Genomic DNA, 16,990 nt, shown 5'->3' on the forward strand with positions numbered 1-16,990 from the left:
GAGCGCAGCGAATTGCGCCGTAAGAAACGGGTGAAACGCGTCGACACGGCATCAGTGCATGAGCGGCGCAATTCGCTGTGCTCATTGCGCCCTACGGCGTTAATCGCTACTCCCGCATTCATGGATCTCCACACCGCCGGACATCGCCGCGGCGTCGCCGCCGCTCCCCATCATGCCGCCGCCGAGGCGGGCCGCGCCGTGCTGGCCGAGGGCGGCAACGCGCTCGAGGCCATGGTGGCCATGGGCGCCATGATCGCCGCCGTCTATCCGCACATGACGCATGTCGGCGGCGACGGGTTCTGGCTGGTGCGCGAGCCCTCCGGCAAGGTGCGCGCCCTGATGGCGCCCGGCCGGGCCGGCGCGAAGGCCCGCCCCGAGCTCTATCGCGAGCACGGCTACGACACGATCCCGACCCGCGGGCCGCTCGCCGCCCTGACGGTGCCGGGCGCGGTCGGCGGCTGGGCGCTCGCCTTGGAGGCCGCCAAGGCGTCGGGCGGGAAGATGCCGCTCGACCTGCTGCTCGCCCCGGCCAACCGGGCGGCGCGCGAGGGCTATGTGGTGAGCGCCAGCCAAGCCGAGCTCACGACGACGCATCTCGCCGATCTCGCCAAGGCGCCCGGTTACGCGAACGTCTTTCTCGCCGACGGCAAGGTGCCGGCGGCCGGCACGCGGATGACGCAGGCCCGGCTCGCCGAAACCCTCGATCATCTCGCCCATGCCGGGCTCGACGACTTCTATCGCGGCGATGTCGGCCGCGAGATCGCCGCCGATCTCGACCACATCGGCAGCCCGGTGACGCGCGCCGACCTCGAGGCGCAACGCGCATACGTAGCGGCGCCACTGTCGGCCGCGCTCTCGGTCGGCACCGTCCACAACGCGCCGCCGCCCACCCAGGGTCTCGCCTCGCTGATCATCCTGGCGCTGTTCGACCGCCTGCGGGTGACGCAGGCCGAGGGCTTCGACCATGTCCACGGGCTGGTCGAGGCGACCAAGCGGGCTTTTGTCGTTCGCGACCGCGTCGTCACCGACCCGGACCGATTGCCGGCACCGGCCGAAAACTTCCTCGACAAAAAGTTCCTCGACGTCGAGGTCCAGAAGATCGATGGCCGCAAGGCGGCGCCGTGGCCGCACAAGCCCGCCAAGGGCGATACCGTGTGGATGGGCGCGGCCGATTCGAGCGGGCTCGTCGTCTCCTATATCCAGTCGATCTACTGGGAATTCGGCTCCGGCTGCGTGCTGCCCAGGACCGGCGTGCTGATGCAGAACCGCGGCGCCAGCTTCTCGCTCGATCCGAAGGCGCTCCGGGCGCTCGCGCCCGGCCGGCTGCCGTTCCACACGCTGAACCCGGCGCTGGCCGTGCTGAAGGACGGCCGGGTGATGGCCTACGGCACCATGGGGGGCGACGGCCAGCCGCAGACGCAAGCCGCCGTGTTCACCCGCCACGTCATGTTCCGCCAAACGCTCGACCAGGCGCTCGACGCGCCGCGCTGGCTGCTCGGCCGCACCTGGGGGGCCGCGCGCGACAATCTCCGGCTCGAGCCGCGCTTCGCCGACCGGCTGGTCGACCAGCTCCTGTCGGCCGGCCACGACGTCGAGGTGCTGGACCAGCCCTATTCGGGGACCATGGGCCATGCCGGCGCCGTGCTGCTGCACCCGGACGGCACGCTGGAAGGCGGGCACGACCCGCGCGCCGACGGCGGCGCCGCCGGGGTGTGACGTCTCGCGAAGCCCTTCCTTCGTCGTGCTCCGCGAAGGCGAGGGCTTTGCATAATCAGTCATTCCGGGGCGCGGACCGCAGGTCCGCGAGCCCGGAATCCATATTCCCGGTGCAGGTGGCTTACGAAAGACAGGGGTTATGGGTCCCGGGCTCGGCGCTTCGCGCCGCCCCAGGACGACGAAGGGATTTCTGCAAAGCCCTTGCCTGCGCGGACGATGACGACCGATAGGCCGTGCCCTCGTCCCGGCCGGCGACGTCATCCTCGCGTAAGCACAGCCTTCCTTCCGCCCCAGTCCCCGGTATGGTCTGGGGATTGCTTCACCAGATGGCGACGAAGCGACCGACGCCGAGGGCCCCCGCATGACCCATCGACCGACCGCCAGGCTGCGCAGCCTTCTCGCGCTGCTCGCCCTGGCCCTGGGCCTCCTCGTCCCATGCCTCGCCCAGGCCCATCCGCATGTCTGGGTGGTGATGGCGAGCGAGCTGGTCTACGGCGCCGACGGCACCATCACGGGCGTCCGCCACGCCTGGACGTTCGACGACATGTTCTCGACCTATGCGACGCAGGGCCTCGAGTCGAAGCAGAAGGGCATCTTCACCCGCGAGGAGCTGAAGGATCTCGCCGAGGTCAACGTGACGTCGCTGAAGGAGTACGACTTCTTCACCTACGCCAAGCTCGACGGCAAGAAATCGCCATTCGTCGACCCGGTCGACTATTGGCTGGAGTTCAAGGACTCCATGCTGACCCTGCATTTCACCCTGCCGCTGAAGACGCCCATCAAGGCCAAGGGCATCGAGCTGGAGGTCTACGACCCGAGCTATTTCGTCGACTTCTCGTTCGCCGACAAAAGCCCCTTCGCGCTGAAGAACCCGCCCGGCGACTGCAAGGTGGCGCTGAAGAAGCCGACCGAGGAGGAGACCTCGTCGCAGCTCCAGAAGCTCACCGAGTCCTCCTTCGCGCAGGACAGCTCGCGCGTCGGCGAGCTGTTCGCGAACAGGGTCTCGGTCCGTTGCCCATGAGTCCCGTCATCATGCGTGCGGTGATGCGGAGACGGTCGCTGTGGATCGCGGGGCTGGCGCTCGCCGCCCTGACGGTGGCGGCCGGGATCGATGTCGCGCTGGCGCAGGGCGCGCCGTTCGGCGTGCCGCGGCCCCCCTCGCCGCCGCCGGCGTCCGCCGACGGGATCGTCGGCTGGATCCTGACCGAGCAGGCCCGCTTCTACCGCTCGCTGTCGGGGCTGGTGCGCTCCGCCAAGCAGGACGGCAGCGCGGTGTGGAGCCTGCTCGGCGTCTCGTTCCTCTACGGTATCTTCCACGCCGCCGGTCCCGGCCACGGCAAGGCGGTGATCTCGTCCTACATGATCGCCAACGAGGAGACCTGGAAGCGCGGCATCGTCTTGTCCTTCGCCTCGGCGCTGCTGCAGGCGATCGTCGCCGTGGCCGTCGTCGCCATCGCGGCGATCGCGCTCAACGCCACGGCCAAGAGCATGAACGAGGCGGTGCGCTGGATCGAGGTGGTGAGCTACGCCCTGATCGCGCTGGTCGGCGCCCGGCTGGTCTGGGTCAAGGGCCGCGGCTTTCTCGCCGCGCTCCGCGAGCAGTGGGCGCAAGCCCCCGCGGCCGCGAGCCCCGCGCTGGTGCCGAACCTCGCCTTGGCGGGTGCGTCGGCCGGCGTGGTGGAGACGCGCGAGCCGGTGCTCGCCGGCCTGATCCATGCCGAGCATGCACACGAATCGCACGACCATCACGACCACGATCATGCGCATGGCGAGGCCGGGCACGCCTGCGGCTGCGGCCATGATCATCACGATCATGATCATGAGCACCACGCCGTGGCGGCGGCGGACCATCGGGACGCCGTCGTCACCGGCACCGCGCACGATCACGCTCACGACCATCACGCCCACGACCACGTTCACGGGCCGGACTGCGGCTGCGCCCACGGGCCGGACCCGAAGGATCTGGCCGGGCCGGGCGGCTGGTCGCGCGGCCTCGCCGCCATCGTCGCGGTGGGCCTGCGGCCCTGCTCGGGCGCCATCCTGGTGCTGGTCTTCGCCCTCGCCCAGGGCCTGTTCTGGGCCGGCGTCGGGGCGACCTTCGCGATGGGGCTCGGCACCGCCATCACGGTGGCCGTGATCGCGACCATCGCGGTCGGCGCCCGCTCGCTGGCGACCCGGCTGGCCGAGCACCGCGCGGGGCGCGGCGACGTGCTGGTGCGTGGCCTGGAAGCCGCCGCCGCCTGCGTCGTGCTGGTGTTCGGCGTCGCCCTGTTCGCCGGCTACATGGTCACCGAGCGGATGATTTGAGCGGCGCGTGACCCTGGCGCTTCGGCGCCGGAGCCACGACCGCGGCGTTCGGCCGGCAGCCGCCGCCGACACCCGAGACCGTCGCCATGCATTGCTCGCGGGTGGCGAAGCCGCAGTTCACCACGGCCCCTTCCATGTCGTACTCGGCGCACCATGGCCAGACGGGAGCCGCCGTCTGAGCCGGCGTCCGCGTCTGCGCAGCCGCATGACCGGCGGCGAGCGCCGCGGCCACCAGGACGATGACCCCGAAGGCGACAGCCGCCGAATACCGCATTACGCAAAATCATCCGGACGAAGCTCGATCGCCGAGCCATGTGGCGTGCGCGCCGCCGCCTGATCCCAGGCATGCTGATAGCGCGTCAGCGTCGCCTGGTCGGCGATGCCCTTCCCGACCGTGATGCGCTCCAGCGCCGAAAGCCAGGCCTCGTAATAGGGCGCCGCGGCGCCATTCCCGCCCGCGGTGACGCGGCGGATCTCGGTGCCGAAGGCCAGCGCCCATTCGGTCCAGGTGAAGACGCCACGCTGCTCCAGCATCATGGCGAGCACGAAGGCGAGCGCCTCCCAACGGGCGCGGAACAGCGGCCCGTCGGCGTCGCGTGGGATCGCCGTCATGGCGCGGGCGCCGAGCGCCGCCTCGTTCGCGGCAGGGTCCACGAGATCGCCGGCCGGCGCCGCATCGTGATGCGGCACGATCCGCGCCACATAGACGTCGATGAAGCTGTCGAGCACGGCCGGCTCGACCCGACCCCGCTCGGTCGCGATGGTGGCGAGCGCCCGCACCCGGAGATCCTGGTCGGACAGTTCCGCGGCGTGGCCGCCAGCTTGGTCGGTCTGATGGGGCATCCATACACGGTATAGGAGCACGGCGGGCTTGACCATGGCCGATACGCGTGTGCGTCACGATTTTGCTTGCCGCAGTGCGGTGTCACGCCTCGAGATGGCGGCGCGGCAGCAGCCGCGGCACGACGCCGCCGACCGGCCCGAACAGCACCGAGACGATGTAGACGGAAGCGGCCACCAGGATGATGGCGGGGCCGGAGGGCGCGCCGGAGTGGAACGAGACCAGCAGCCCGACATAACCCGACGCCACCCCGGTCGCGACCGCGACCATGATCATGCCGGTCACCTCGCGGGCCCAGAAGCGGCCGACCGTCGCCGGCACGATGATGATGCCGACCGACAAAAGCGTGCCCAGCGCGTGGAAGCCGCCGACCAGATTGAGCACCAGGAGGCAAAGGAAAGCGATGTAGGCCGGCATGCCGGCGCGGCTGACCGAGCGCAGGAATCCCGGGTCGACGCAATCGAGCACCAGCGGCCGCCAGATCACGGCCAGCACGCCGAGCGACACCGTGGTGATGCCGGCCATCAGGATCAGGGTCGGGTCGTCGAGCGCCAGCACGCTGCCGAACAGGAAATTCAGCAGATCGACATTGCTGCCGCGCATCGACACGATGGTGACGCCGAGCGCCAGCGACATCAGGAAGAAGGCGGCCAGCGAGGCGTCCTCCTTGAGGTCGGTGACGCGCGCTACCACGCCGGCGAGCAGTGCCACCGTGAGGCCGGCCAACAGGCCGCCCAGCGTCATGGCGAACAGGTCGAGCCCGGCCACCATGAAGCCGAGCGCGGCGCCCGGCAGGATGGCATGCGCCATGGTGTCGCCGACCAGGCTCATCCGCCGCAGCATCAGGATGACGCCGACCGGCCCCGCCCCGAAGGAGAGCGCCACCGCGCCGGCCAGCGCCCGGCGCATGAACTCGAACTCGACGAAGGGCCCGATCAGCAGGTCGTACATTCCCGAGATCACTCCGCCGCCACCCGGCATTCCGCGGCATCCTCGTCGAAGGCCTCGCACATGCGGCGCGCCTTCTGCAGATTGGCGGGCGTGAGCACGTCGGCGGCCGCGCCCCAGGCCACCGCCTCGCGGGCGAGCAGCAACACCTCGGGGAAGCTCGTGCGGACCATCTCGATGTCGTGCAGGGCGGCCAGGATGGTGCGGCCCTCGCCGTGCCAGCGCCGTACCAGCGCGAACAGATCCGCAGCCGTCTTGGTGTCGATGGCGTTGAAGGGCTCGTCGAGCACGATCAGCCGCGCGTCCTGCAGGAGCAGGCGTGCGAACAGCACGCGCTGGAGCTGGCCGCCCGACAGGTTGCCGATCGGCCGCCGCTCGAAGCCGGTGAGGCCGACGGCGGCGAGCGCGTGGTGGACGAGGTCGCGCTCGCGCCGGCCGATGCCGGAAAAAAGCCCAGTCTGCCGCCACAGGCCCATGGCGACGAGGTCGTAGACGATGATCGGGAAGCTGCGGTCGATGTCGGCGACCTGCGGCAGATAGGCGACGTCGCGGCGGTCGAGGCCGCAGCGGTCGATCTTTCCGGCGAGCGGCGCGAGAATCCCGACGATGCCCTTGAACAGGGTCGACTTGCCGGCGCCGTTCGGCCCCACCACGGCGAGCAGCGCGCCGCGCTCCACGGTGCCGTCGAGATGGTGGATCGCCGGATGGCGCTCGTAGCCGAGAGTGAGATCCGTGAAGGCGAGCTGCGGGATCATGGCCGGCTCACGCCATCGCCCAGACGACCAGGGACCAGACCACGACCGACACGGCCGCCACCACGCAAAGCCGCAGGCCGAGCGACAGTCGCAGCAGCGACGGCTTGAGCGACGGCGAGGGATGGGCGAAGCCGGGATCGTGGTGGTGATGCGTCATGGTGCCTCGGGGCTGGCAACACTGTTATAGTATCACAGAGACGATGCCAACCGGGCGATCAGACACCCCGCACGCGCGACGGCAGCGCGGCGCCATCTCTTCACCTCCCCCTGGAGGGGGGAGGTCGCCGCGCTTAGCGCGGCGGGAGGGGGTGACAGCGTCGCCGGTGCGCGCGGCTTCACCCCACCCCGGTGCGCGCTGTCGCGCGCCCCGACCCTCCCCCTCCAGGGGAGGGTGAAGATCAGCGCTTCGTTTGGCCTGCGGAAAAATCCGGACGCCAGCGCTTCAGCCACAGCGAGTTGGTCACCACCGACACCGACGACATCGCCATGGCGGCGCCGGCGAGCGCCGGTGTCAGGAAACCGAGTGCGGCGAGCGGGATGCCGACCACGTTGTAGACGAAGGCCCAGAACAGGTTCTGCCGGATCTTTCGGACGGTCCGGCGGGAGATATCCAATGCCGCCGCGACCAGGCGCGGGTCCGGTCGCATCAGGGTGACGGGGGCGGCCTCGACGGCGACGTCGGCGCCGGTGCCGATCGCAATGCCGACGTCGGCGGCGGCGAGCGCCGGCGCATCGTTGATGCCGTCGCCGACCATCGCGGGTTTTCGGCCCGCCGCCTTCAGGGCTTCGAGCGCCGCCGACTTTTCGGCCGGCTTCACGGATGACTTGTAGGCATGGAGCTTGAGGACGCCCGCGACCTTGGCGGCGACGCCTTCCGAATCGCCGGTCAGCATCTCGGACCGCACGCCGCGGGCCGCCAAGAGTGCCACGGCTTCGATGGCCTCCGGCCGGATCGGGTCGGCGATGCCGAGGACACCGATCGGCTTGCCGTCGGCCGCGACCACCACGGCGGTGCGGGCCTCGCCCTCGATGTGCGCCAGCGCCGGCGCCACGGCGGCGATGTCGACCGCGAGCTCCTGCATCAGGTCGCGGTTGCCGATGGCGACGACGCGGCCCTCCACCGTGCCGACGACGCCGCGGCCGACCAGGGCTCGGAACTTCTCCACCGGGGGCAGCGCAACGCCGGGCAGTGCCGCCAGCACGGCCTTGGCCAGCGGATGCTCGCTGCCGGCCTGCACGGCGGCGGCGAGCCGCAGCAGCGCGTCCTTGTCGCCCCCGTCGACCGGCACGACGTCGGTCAGGCCCGGACGGCCCTCGGTCAGCGTGCCGGTCTTGTCGAATACCACCGTGTCGACCACGGCGGCGCGCTCCAAGGCCTCGATGTCCTTGACGAGAATCCCGGCCCGCGCCGCGGCTCCCGTGCCGGCGACCAGCGCGGCCGGCGTCGCCAGGCCGAGCGCGCAGGGGCAGGCGATCACCAGCACCGAGACGGCGGCGATCAGCGCCTCCTCGACGCCGTGGCCGGCGGCAAACCAGCCGATGAAGGCGCCGAGCGCGATGGCGATCACGGCCGGCACGAACACGGCGGATACCTGATCGACCAGCCGCTGCACCGGTGCCTTGCCGCTCTGCGCGTTCTCGACCAGACGAATGATGCGGGCGAGCGTCGTGTCCTCGCCGACCGCGACGGCCGACACCACCAGGCGACCGACGCCGTTCAGGGCGCCTGCCGTGACCTTGTCGCCGACGCGCTTCACCACCGGCACGCTCTCGCCCGTGATCAGCGACTCGTCGGCCTCGCTCTCGCCCTCGGCCACGGTGCCGTCGACCGGGATGCGCTCGCCCGGCCGCACCACGACGCCCTCGCCGGGCCGCACCTCGTCGACGCCGATGTCGATCTCGGCGCCGTCGCGCAGCACATGGGCGCGCTCGGGCCGCAGCGTCATCAGGGCCCGGATCGCCGCCGTGGTGCCGCGCTTGGCCCGCGCCTCCAGCCACTTGCCGAACACCACCAGGGTGATCACGGCGGCCGCACCCTCGAAATAGAGATGGCCGGACGCATCGGCCCCGCGGGCGAAAAGCATATAGACGCTGAACGCGTAGGCCGCCGTGGTGCCGAGCGCGACCAGGAGATCCATGTTGCCCGAGAAGGCCCGCACGGCCTTCCAGGCGGCCTTGTAGAAGCGGCCGCCGATGAGGAACTGCACCGGCGTCGCCAGCGCCAGCTCGACCCAGGGGTCGAGATGGAGATGCAGCCCGAACGGCGCCGCCACCATGGGCAGCACCAGCGGCAGTGTCAGGACGGCGGAGACGACCAGCAGCAGGAGCTGACGGCGCTCGGCCGCGACCCGCTCCGCCTCGCGAGAATCCTCCTCGCGCCGGCGCTCGGCCGCCGAGGGCGGTCGCGGATGCGCCCCGAAGCCGGTGCGCTCGACCGCGGCCGCGAGCGCCGCCGGCGTCACGTCGGCGGCGCCGAGGTCGACGTCGGCGCGCTCCAGCGCGAGGTTCACCGAGGCCTGGGCGACGCCCGGCACCCGACGCAGCGCGTTCTCGACCCGGCCGGCGCAGGTCGCGCAGGTCATGCCGGTGATGTCGAGCACCACATGGGCGCCCGGCGGAGCCGAGACTGCGGGTGCGGCGGTGCGGGGCTTGCCTTCGAGGGCGAGTGACATCAGCATGCGGTCCTGTTCAGTCGCCAACATGGCGATTGCCGCCGCATCCGGCAACGGCACGGCGCGATGGCAGGCCTGCGGCCCGATCGAAGGCCGATGGCCCCGTGGTAGCAGGCTGACGCGCGAGAGACCCCCGAGAGCCCTGATGGCGACGCGTTCCCGCTCCCGTGATGACACGGTTCCGTCCGGCGGCGGAGCCGCCGGCGGAGAGACCGACGCCGGCGAAAGCAACGGCGGCGAGGCCGCCGACGGTCCGCCGCTGCAAGCCGCGGCCATCGCCGTGCGCTCGGCCGTGCGCTTGGCCGTGTCGGCCGATCTCGACGCGCTGGTGGCGCTCGAGCAGGCCGTCTTCGCGACCGACCGCATGTCGCGACAGAGCATCCGCCGGTTCCTGTCGTCGCCGAGCGCGGTCGTGCTGGTGGCCAGGACGCAGGACGATCTCGCCGGCGCCGCCGTGCTGCTGGTTCGCAACCGAAGCACCGTGGCGCGGCTCTACTCGATCGCGGTCGACCCGCGGGCGGCCGGGCGCGGCGTCGGGCCGGCCCTGCTGGAGGCCGTCGAATCGTCCGCGGCAGCCCGCGGCGCAACGCGCATCCGGCTCGAGGTGCACGAGCACAACGCCCGGGCGATCGCGCGGTATCACAAGGCGGGGTACCGGCAGTTCGGACGTCACGCCCGCTACTACGAGGACCAGGGTGACGCGTTGCGATTCGAGAAGATGCTGGCGCCGCCATCCGATCGGGGAGTCGCGCCGGTCGCGCGGCCTCTCCCCTGACATTTTCGTGAGCGAACCGAATCCCGGCGTCATCGCTATCATGTGTTCAGCCGAGTCGCGGACCATCATGGGCCTGACACAAAACGGCACGACACAGCACGGTACGACACAGCATGGAGGCGCCGCGGGCGCCGCCGCGCGCGCTTCGAAAGGGCCTCCGTCATGACCGGCTGGGTCATACTGGTCGACCAGCCCCGGGACTTCCCCAACGCCGACACGCCGCACAAGGTGATCACCACGAGCGAGTATCTGGCTCGCCCGCGGCTGTTCGAGATGGCGCGCCCGAAGCTCGTCAACTTGTCGCGCTCCTATGCGTACCAGTCGAAGGGCTATTACGCCTCGCTGCTCGCCGAGGCGCGCGGCCACCGGGTGATGCCGACCGTCGAGACCATGCTGGAGTTGCGCGAATCGAAGCTCTACGAGCACGCGCTGCCGGAGCTGGAGGATTCCCTCAATCGCTGCGCCCGAAAAGCCGACTACCAGCCCGAGGGCGAGCTGAAGATTTTCGTTTGTTTCGGCATCGCCCGCGACACCCGCTTCGAGGCGTTCGGCCGCCTGCTGTTCGACTGGTTCCGCTGCCCGGCCCTGGAGGTGACGGTCGACACCGGCGCCGCCTGGCTGTCGATCGACCGCATCCGCATGCGCAACCTGACGCGGCTCGCCAACGGCGAGGCGACGTTCTTTCGTGACGCCCTGCACCAGCACACCAAGCGCGATTGGCGCGACCCCAAGGCGCGCACCACCTCGAAATATGATCTCGCAGTGCTGTACGATCCGAACGAGAAGATGCCGCCCTCCTCGGCCGCCTCGATCCGCCACTTCGCCCGAATCGCCGAGAAGCATTCGGTCGATGTCGAGCCGATCACCAAGCGCCAGCTCGCCGAGCTGGCCGAATACGACGGGCTGTTCATCCGCGAGACCACCTCGATCGACAACCACACCTACAGGTTCGCGCGCCGCGCCGTTCAGGAGGGCATGCCGGTCATCGACGACCCGATCTCGATGATCCGCTGCACCAACAAGGTCTTTCTCATGGAGCTGCTGCAGCAGAACCGGGTGGCGACGCCGCCGACCATCATGGTTGCCGATCAGGGCGATCTGACCCGCGCCATGGACGAGCTCGGCCTGCCGCTGGTGGTGAAGATCCCGGACGGCTCCTTTTCGCGCGGCGTCCACAAGGTGTCGACGCCGGAGGAGCTCAAGCGCGTCGCCGACGAGCTTCTGGAGGAAACCGACCTGCTGCTCGCCCAAAAATTCATGCCGACCGATTTCGACTGGCGGGTCGGCGTGCTCGCTGGCGAGCCGCTGTTCGTCTGCCAGTACCGGATGGCGCGCGGCCACTGGCAGATCGTCAAGCACCGGCCTGACGGCACCGCGCGCGAGGGCGGTTTTCGGACCTTCGGGCTCGACCAGGCGCCGCCGGCCGTGATCGACACCGCCGTGCGGGCGGCCCGGCCGATCGGCGACGGCCTCTACGGTGTCGATCTCAAGGAGACCGACCAGGGCATCGTCGTCATGGAGGTCAACGACAACCCCAATCTCGAGCACGGCGTCGAGGACGCGGTCGGCAAGGACGAGATCTGGATCAAGCTGCTGAAGTGGTTCATCGCCCGGCTGGAGCAGTGAGGCATGTCCTCCGTCGTCCCGGGGCGCGCCGAAGGCGCGAGCCCGGGACCCATAACCCCTGTCTGTGAGTATGGATTCCGGGCTCGCGGGCCTTCCGGCCCGCGCCCCGGAATGACCGGCACAAGCTCACCCGCCCAGCGGCCCCGCCTTCAGCCGTGCCAGATCGAACCGGTCGACCTCGCGCAACAGGTCGATGAAAGCCCGCGCGGCGTGGTCGAGCGCCGCCTCGCCCTTTTCGGCCGAGGCCGGGCGGGCGTCGCCGACCGCGCCGGTGGCGTTGAGGTCCTGGGTCATCCAGCCGAACGGCGCCGGCGTGTAGGGATGCAGCCAGCGGAACTCCTGCTCCATGGCGACGCTGACCGGCTCGGCATCGGCGGCCTCGCCGGTGCGGACCACCTCCGGCCGGTGCGCCAGGATCAGCGAGGTCTCGATGTCGCCGGCATGGATGCCGTGGTGCTGCTCGTGCGGCTCGAATACACCGTCCGGATAGCCGAAGCGATGCCAGTGGGTGGTGACGGCCAGCATGCCGAGCCGCACCCGCAGATCGCGGGCGACGAGATCGATCGCCTGCACGTTACCGCCATGGCTGGTGACGATGACGAGCTTCCTCACGCCGGCGCGAAAAACGCTCTCGCCGATCTCGGTCCAGGCCCTCATCGCCGTTTCGGCGCTGAGCGTCAGGGTGCCGGGGAAGGCCAGGTGCTCGGTCGAATGGCCGACCGCCTGCACGGGCAGGAGGGTCGCCGGCAGGTCGGCGGGGAGAAGGGCGGCGACACGGGCCAGATGCGCCTCGGCGATCAGCGTGTCGGTCGCGACCGGCAGATGCGGCCCGTGCTGCTCGACGGCGGCGACCGGCAGCACGGCGATCCAGCGGCCGGTGTCGGCGGACGCGAAGTCCCGCCAGGTCATGTCGCCCCAGTGTGGTTTCGGCAGCATTGGCGTAAAACTCGTGATTCAGGGCGAGGCCCGTGCGCGCCGGGCGACGCGGCCGGCGCGGCGGAATGGTCTGGATTCGGCCCTTACAGAGGACGATTTGATGCGGTTCGCAAGTCCATTCCGGCGCCGGGGCGTTGCCGTCTCGCTGGCCGCCGCCACCCTGGCAGTGGCGCTGGGCGCCCTCGTGCCGATGGCCGGCCCGGCCGCCGCGCAGGCCCTCGACAAGGTGGCGTTCGGCACCAACTGGGTGGCCGAGCCGGAGCATGGCGGCTTCTACCAGGCGCTCGCCGACGGCACCTACAAGCGCTACGGGCTCGACGTCACCATTGTGCCGGGCGGCCCGCAGGCCAACAACCGCATCCTGCTGCCGGTCGGCAAGCTCGACTTCTACATGAGCGCCAACACCCTGCAGGCCTTCGACGCGGTCGAGCAGGGCGTGCCGACCGTGGTGGTCGCGGCGATGTTCCAGAAGGACCCGCAGGTGCTGATCGCCCATCCGGGCGCCGGCGTCCAACGATTCGCCGACCTCAAGCGGACGACGTTGTTCCTCTCCAAGGAGGGCATGGCGAGCTACTTTCAGTGGCTGAAGGCCGAATACGGGTTCAGCGACGCCCAGGTGAAGCCCTACACGTCGAACCCGCAGCCGTTCCTGGCCGACAAGCGCAGCGCCATGCAGGGCTACGTCACCTCGGAACCCTACGCGATCGAGAAGCAGGCGCGGATCCGGCCGCTGGTGTTCCTGCTCGCCGACGAGGGCTTCTCCAGCTACTCGACCCTGATCGAGACGCGGCGCGAACTGGTCGAGAAGAAGCCGGGACTGGTGCAGCGTTTCGTCGATGCCTCGATCATCGGCTGGTACACCTACCTGTACGGCGACCCCGGTGCCGGCAACGCGCTGATCAAGAAGCAGAACCCGGAGATGACCGACGACCTCATCGCCTATGCCGTCGCTCGGCTGAAGGACCGCGGCATCGTCGATTCGGGCGACGCCCTGACGTCCGGCATCGGCGCCATGACGGACGCCCGCATGACCGCCTTCTTCGCCGCCATGGTGAAGGCCGGCGTGGTCAAGCCCACGGTCGATTTCCGCCAGTCCTATACGCTGCGCTTCGTCAACAAGCAGGTCGGCCTCGACCTGCGGCCCAGGAACTGAGGCAGATCGCCACGACCGGATGAACACGCTCGAGACCGTGCCCCCGCCCCCCGAATACTCGCCGGCGTCGTCACCCTCCCCTGGAGGGGGAGGGTCGGGCGTCCGCACAGCGGACGACCGGGGTGGGGTTAAGCCCGGAGCGCCGGCTTCGCCGATCACCCCCTCCCGCCGAGCTTCGCTCGGCGACCTCCCCCCTCCAGGGGGAGGTGAGGCGCGGCTAGGTCCACGGCCAGCGGGTCCTGCATGACGCCCGTCGTCACGCTGCGCGGCGTCGGCAAGGCGTTCCCGAACGGGACGCTGGCGCTGCAGAACCTCGACCTGACCGTAAACCGCGGCGAGTTCGTGTCGCTGCTCGGGCCGTCGGGCTGCGGCAAGTCGACGGCGCTGCGGCTGATCGCCGGCCTCGCGCGGCCGAGCGGCGGCGCGGTGGTGTGGGGGAGCGGCGGCACGCCGGCGCGCGGCGATCTCGGCGTCGTCTTCCAGGAGCCGACCCTGATGCCGTGGGCGAGCGTCGCGGCCAATGTGCGGCTGCCGCTGCGCCTCACGCATCGCCCCGACAACGCCGAGGCCCTCGTCGCCGACATGCTGGCCCGGGTCGGGCTCGACGGCTTCGCGAAGGCCTATCCGCGCGAATTGTCGGGCGGCATGCGGATGCGGGTGTCGATCGCCCGCGCGCTGGTCACGAATCCCGAGCTGCTGCTGATGGACGAGCCTTTCGCGGCGCTCGACGAGATCACCCGCTTCCGGCTCGACAACGCCCTCCTGGATCTCTGGCAGGAGCTCGGCAAGACGGTCGTCTTCGTCACCCATTCGGTGTTCGAGGCCGTCTATCTCTCCACCCGCATCGTCGTGATGACGCCGCGGCCCGGGCGCGTCGCCGCCGACATCGCCATCGACGCGCCGTTTCCACGGGGGGAGACATTTCGTACCTCGGCACCCTATGCCGCGCTGTGCCGCACGGTGGCGCAGGCGCTGGCCGGCGCCATGGGGGAGTCGCTCGCATGAGCGCCCCCGCCGCCGACGAGACGCACCGGCCATGGCGCGACCGCCTCGCCCGCGTCGGCCTGCCGGTCGTGGCGCTCCTGCTCGGCTGCGCCATGTGGGAGCTTTTGGTGTGGGCCTATGCGATCCCGCCCTACGAGCTGCCGGCACCGAGCGCCATCGCGGCGACACTGGTGGAGGACCGCGCGCTGCTGGTCGAGTCGCTCATGGCGACGCTCGCGACCACGGCACAGGGCTTTGCGCTGGCCGTGGTCGGCGGCGCCGGGCTCGCGATCCTGTTCAGCCAGTCGCGCTGGCTCGAGAACACGCTCTACCCCTACGCCGTGATCCTGCAGGTGACGCCCGTGGTGGCGATCGCGCCGCTGCTGCTGATCTACCTGCCGCAGCCGCTCGCCGTGCTGGCCTGTGCCTGGATCGTCGCCTTCTTCCCGATGCTCGCCAACACGACGCTGGGGCTGCATTCGGTCGATCACAATCTCGACGACCTGTTCTCGCTCTATGGCGCATCGCGGCTGCAGCGGCTGGTGCGGCTGCAGATCCCGGCGGCGCTGCCGATGATGCTGGCCGGCGGCAAAATCGCCGGCGGGCTGTCGTTGATCGGCGCCGTGGTGGCCGAGATCGCCGCCGGCTCGGCCGGCGCCGGCTCCGGCCTCGCCTTCCGGATCGCCGAATCGGGGTACCGGCTCAACGTGCCGCGCATGTTCGCGGCGCTGCTGCTGCTGTCGGCCGCCGGCATCGCCATCTTCGCGGCCCTGTCGTTCGCCTCCTGGCTGATCCTGCGCCGCTGGCACGAAAGCGCGCTCGTCCGCGCCCCCTGAGGACGCGCCGGCGCCCGACCGCCGCCCGCGAGGGCGGCCTTCATAGGTCCCATGCACGGAGCGCCGACCGCGTCCCCGAAACGGCCACATATGGTTCGTGTAGGTCCGGCCCGACCGCGAAAGACCCCCGATGACCACCCCTCCCGACCCGTCCGTGCCGCCGCGTCCCGCCGACCCGCCCGGCGGCGATCTCGACCCGGCGCTGGTGCCCGTGGCCATGGCACTGCCGGTGCTGTCCCCATCCGCCGCGGCGCTGCGGGCCCAGCGGCTGCGCCTCGTCGGCATCGCGTTGATGTGCGGAGCGGTGGCCTGCTTCGCCTGCATCGACACCACGGCCAAGTATCTGGGCCGCCATTTCGACATCCTCGAGGTCTCCTGGGCCCGCTATGTCAGCGCCCTGGTGCTGGCCCTGCTGGTGTTCAACCCGGTGACCCGGCCGGGCCTCTTGCGCACCCGCCGGCCGGCCCTGCAGATCGGCCGCTCGGCCCTGCTGCTCTCGACCACGCTCCTGAACTTCGGCGCCCTCAAATACCTTCAGCTCGACCAGGCGCTGGCCATCACGTTCTCGGCACCCCTGATGGTCGCGGCGCTGGCCGGGCCGATGCTCGGCGAGCGGATCGGCCCGCGCCGCTGGGCCGCCATCGTGGTCGGGCTGGTCGGCGTCATGCTGGTTCTGCAGCCGGGCTTCGGCTCGGTGCATCCGGCCGCCCTGATGTCGCTCCTCTCCGCCGTCTGCGCCTCGTTCTACGCCATCGCGACGCGGGTTCTGTCGCGCTGGGACTCGGACGCGACCACGCTGTTCTACTCGAACCTGCTCGGCGTCCTGCTGCTCACCCCGGCGATGCCGTTCGTGTGGACGACGCCGACCGATCCGCTGCTGATCGGCCTGATGATCATGTTCGGCGGCTTCGGCAGCCTCGGGCATTTTCTGCTGATCGTCGCGCACCGGCACACGCCGGCCTCGATCCTGTCGCCGTTCTCCTACAGCCAGCTTCTGTGGGCGACGACGCTCGGCTTCGTCGTGTTCGGCGACGTGCCAAACCGCTGGACGCTGGCCGGCGCCGCCGTGGTGATCGCATCCGGCCTCTATCTGGTGCATCGCGAGCGTGTCCGCCGAGCGCGGTGAGCGCCGTTCCAGGCACGGCTTCGCAGTGCAACAAGGAGCAGCGATGTCGTGCCCCTTCGCGACGACGGCAGCGGCTGCTATGAACGGCCCGACGCCCCCGCGTGCGTTCCTCACCACCCCGCTCATGAGTTGACAACCGGAGCGACCGCGCCCGATACAGTCCCCCCGCCCTTCTCCCAACGATCCAAAGGCCGTCCGAGGTTCCCGCCATGGTCAAGAAGCCTGCCCGCGCGCCCGAAGACACCCTGCCGGAGCGATCGAACGACGACATTGGCGAGTCTGTTCGGCTTTTGTTGTACCGGAGCCAGCAGGTGA

The 16,990-nt window shown here is 70.4% G+C and carries 16 protein-coding genes; 9 read left to right on the plus strand and 7 right to left on the minus strand.

The window, feature by feature from the left end; all coding sequences use genetic code 11:
• Window positions 1-120 precede the first annotated feature (120 nt).
• The 3 genes from HXX10_RS11275 (at window position 121) to HXX10_RS11285 (ending at window position 4,023) form a co-directional block, all read left to right on the plus strand.
• On the plus strand, window positions 121-1,716 hold the full coding sequence (locus tag HXX10_RS11275; protein WP_296522301.1) for a gamma-glutamyltransferase family protein: 1,596 nt from the start codon (window positions 121-123) through the stop codon (window positions 1,714-1,716).
• Between the two features lie 361 nt (window positions 1,717-2,077).
• Window positions 2,078-2,737, plus strand: a complete 660-nt coding sequence (locus HXX10_RS11280) for a DUF1007 family protein (protein ID WP_296522302.1) — start codon at window positions 2,078-2,080, stop codon at window positions 2,735-2,737.
• Window positions 2,734-4,023, plus strand: a complete 1,290-nt coding sequence (locus HXX10_RS11285; protein ID WP_296522303.1) for a nickel/cobalt transporter — start codon at window positions 2,734-2,736, stop codon at window positions 4,021-4,023. The genes HXX10_RS11280 and HXX10_RS11285 overlap by 4 nt, the downstream gene beginning before the upstream one ends.
• On the opposite strand, the gene HXX10_RS11290 is transcribed toward HXX10_RS11285, so the two are convergent.
• From HXX10_RS11290 to HXX10_RS11315, 6 genes are all read right to left on the minus strand, one after another.
• Window positions 4,004-4,297: a DUF3551 domain-containing protein gene (locus HXX10_RS11290; RefSeq protein ID WP_296522304.1), complete on the minus strand. Its 294-nt coding sequence runs from the start codon at window positions 4,295-4,297 to the stop codon at window positions 4,004-4,006. The two genes, HXX10_RS11285 and HXX10_RS11290, sit on opposite strands and share 20 nt — an antisense overlap.
• Window positions 4,297-4,866, minus strand: coding sequence for a nitrile hydratase accessory protein (locus HXX10_RS28960; RefSeq protein ID WP_367141961.1), 570 nt, complete (start codon window positions 4,864-4,866; stop codon window positions 4,297-4,299). Before HXX10_RS28960 ends, HXX10_RS11290 begins: the two co-directional genes overlap by 1 nt.
• 82 nt (window positions 4,867-4,948) lie before the next feature.
• A complete protein-coding gene (locus HXX10_RS11300; protein ID WP_296522305.1) occupies window positions 4,949-5,815 on the minus strand; it encodes a metal ABC transporter permease in 867 nt (288 codons plus the stop codon).
• An 8-nt stretch (window positions 5,816-5,823) separates the two neighbouring features.
• The gene (locus tag HXX10_RS11305) at window positions 5,824-6,567 is read right to left on the minus strand and encodes an ABC transporter ATP-binding protein (RefSeq protein ID WP_296522306.1); all 744 of its coding nucleotides are present in this window, start codon (window positions 6,565-6,567) and stop codon (window positions 5,824-5,826) included.
• Window positions 6,568-6,574: 7 nt separating this feature from the next.
• Window positions 6,575-6,724 carry a hypothetical protein gene (locus HXX10_RS11310; RefSeq protein ID WP_296522307.1) on the minus strand — a complete coding sequence of 50 codons (150 nt, stop codon included), beginning with the start codon at window positions 6,722-6,724 and terminating at the stop codon, window positions 6,575-6,577.
• Window positions 6,725-6,965: 241 nt separating this feature from the next.
• On the minus strand, window positions 6,966-9,269 hold the full coding sequence (locus HXX10_RS11315; RefSeq protein WP_296522308.1) for a cation-translocating P-type ATPase: 2,304 nt from the start codon (window positions 9,267-9,269) through the stop codon (window positions 6,966-6,968).
• Window positions 9,270-9,384: 115 nt separating this feature from the next.
• Between HXX10_RS11315 and HXX10_RS11320 the strand changes: the two genes are divergently transcribed.
• Together HXX10_RS11320 and HXX10_RS11325 are read left to right on the plus strand one after the other, a co-directional pair.
• Window positions 9,385-10,014, plus strand: a complete 630-nt coding sequence (locus HXX10_RS11320) for a GNAT family N-acetyltransferase (RefSeq protein WP_296522309.1) — start codon at window positions 9,385-9,387, stop codon at window positions 10,012-10,014.
• Window positions 10,015-10,176: 162 nt separating this feature from the next.
• A complete protein-coding gene (locus tag HXX10_RS11325; protein WP_296522310.1) occupies window positions 10,177-11,640 on the plus strand; it encodes a RimK family protein in 1,464 nt (487 codons plus the stop codon).
• A gap of 126 nt (window positions 11,641-11,766) precedes the next feature.
• On the opposite strand, the gene HXX10_RS11330 is transcribed toward HXX10_RS11325, so the two are convergent.
• Window positions 11,767-12,576 carry a creatininase family protein gene (locus HXX10_RS11330; RefSeq protein ID WP_296522311.1) on the minus strand — a complete coding sequence of 270 codons (810 nt, stop codon included), beginning with the start codon at window positions 12,574-12,576 and terminating at the stop codon, window positions 11,767-11,769.
• A 190-nt stretch (window positions 12,577-12,766) separates the two neighbouring features.
• On the opposite strand from HXX10_RS11330, the gene HXX10_RS11335 reads away from it, so the two are divergent.
• From HXX10_RS11335 to HXX10_RS11350, 4 genes are all read left to right on the plus strand, one after another.
• Window positions 12,767-13,729: an ABC transporter substrate-binding protein gene (locus HXX10_RS11335; RefSeq protein WP_296522321.1), complete on the plus strand. Its 963-nt coding sequence runs from the start codon at window positions 12,767-12,769 to the stop codon at window positions 13,727-13,729.
• 243 nt (window positions 13,730-13,972) lie between these two features.
• Window positions 13,973-14,734, plus strand: a complete 762-nt coding sequence (locus HXX10_RS11340; protein WP_296522312.1) for an ABC transporter ATP-binding protein — start codon at window positions 13,973-13,975, stop codon at window positions 14,732-14,734.
• Window positions 14,731-15,549, plus strand: coding sequence for an ABC transporter permease (locus tag HXX10_RS11345; RefSeq protein WP_296522313.1), 819 nt, complete (start codon window positions 14,731-14,733; stop codon window positions 15,547-15,549). The genes HXX10_RS11340 and HXX10_RS11345 overlap by 4 nt, the downstream gene beginning before the upstream one ends.
• Window positions 15,550-15,679: 130 nt before the next feature.
• Complete coding sequence (locus HXX10_RS11350) at window positions 15,680-16,675, plus strand: DMT family transporter (protein WP_296522314.1); 996 nt, start codon at window positions 15,680-15,682, stop codon at window positions 16,673-16,675.
• Window positions 16,676-16,990: the final 315 nt, after the last annotated feature.

This window comes from Rhodoplanes sp. (assembly GCF_013377085.1).
In the GTDB taxonomy this organism is placed as follows: Bacteria; Pseudomonadota; Alphaproteobacteria; order Rhizobiales; family Xanthobacteraceae; genus Rhodoplanes.

Excerpts from the sequence above, each read along its gene's own strand:
- HXX10_RS11275 (WP_296522301.1), top strand. The coding sequence starts at position 121 with ATGGATCTCCACACCGCCGGACATCGCCGCGGCGTCGCCGCCGCTCCC.
- HXX10_RS11280 (WP_296522302.1), top strand. The coding sequence starts at position 2,078 with ATGACCCATCGACCGACCGCCAGGCTGCGCAGCCTTCTCGCGCTGCTC.
- HXX10_RS11285 (WP_296522303.1), top strand. The coding sequence starts at position 2,734 with ATGAGTCCCGTCATCATGCGTGCGGTGATGCGGAGACGGTCGCTGTGG.
- HXX10_RS11290 (WP_296522304.1), bottom strand. The coding sequence starts at position 4,297 with ATGCGGTATTCGGCGGCTGTCGCCTTCGGGGTCATCGTCCTGGTGGCC.
- HXX10_RS28960 (WP_367141961.1), bottom strand. The coding sequence starts at position 4,866 with ATGCCCCATCAGACCGACCAAGCTGGCGGCCACGCCGCGGAACTGTCC.
- HXX10_RS11300 (WP_296522305.1), bottom strand. The coding sequence starts at position 5,815 with ATGTACGACCTGCTGATCGGGCCCTTCGTCGAGTTCGAGTTCATGCGC.
- HXX10_RS11305 (WP_296522306.1), bottom strand. The coding sequence starts at position 6,567 with ATGATCCCGCAGCTCGCCTTCACGGATCTCACTCTCGGCTACGAGCGC.
- HXX10_RS11310 (WP_296522307.1), bottom strand. The coding sequence starts at position 6,724 with ATGACGCATCACCACCACGATCCCGGCTTCGCCCATCCCTCGCCGTCG.
- HXX10_RS11315 (WP_296522308.1), bottom strand. The coding sequence starts at position 9,269 with ATGTTGGCGACTGAACAGGACCGCATGCTGATGTCACTCGCCCTCGAA.
- HXX10_RS11320 (WP_296522309.1), top strand. The coding sequence starts at position 9,385 with ATGGCGACGCGTTCCCGCTCCCGTGATGACACGGTTCCGTCCGGCGGC.
- HXX10_RS11325 (WP_296522310.1), top strand. The coding sequence starts at position 10,177 with ATGACCGGCTGGGTCATACTGGTCGACCAGCCCCGGGACTTCCCCAAC.
- HXX10_RS11330 (WP_296522311.1), bottom strand. The coding sequence starts at position 12,576 with ATGCTGCCGAAACCACACTGGGGCGACATGACCTGGCGGGACTTCGCG.
- HXX10_RS11335 (WP_296522321.1), top strand. The coding sequence starts at position 12,767 with ATGGCCGGCCCGGCCGCCGCGCAGGCCCTCGACAAGGTGGCGTTCGGC.
- HXX10_RS11340 (WP_296522312.1), top strand. The coding sequence starts at position 13,973 with ATGACGCCCGTCGTCACGCTGCGCGGCGTCGGCAAGGCGTTCCCGAAC.
- HXX10_RS11345 (WP_296522313.1), top strand. The coding sequence starts at position 14,731 with ATGAGCGCCCCCGCCGCCGACGAGACGCACCGGCCATGGCGCGACCGC.
- HXX10_RS11350 (WP_296522314.1), top strand. The coding sequence starts at position 15,680 with ATGACCACCCCTCCCGACCCGTCCGTGCCGCCGCGTCCCGCCGACCCG.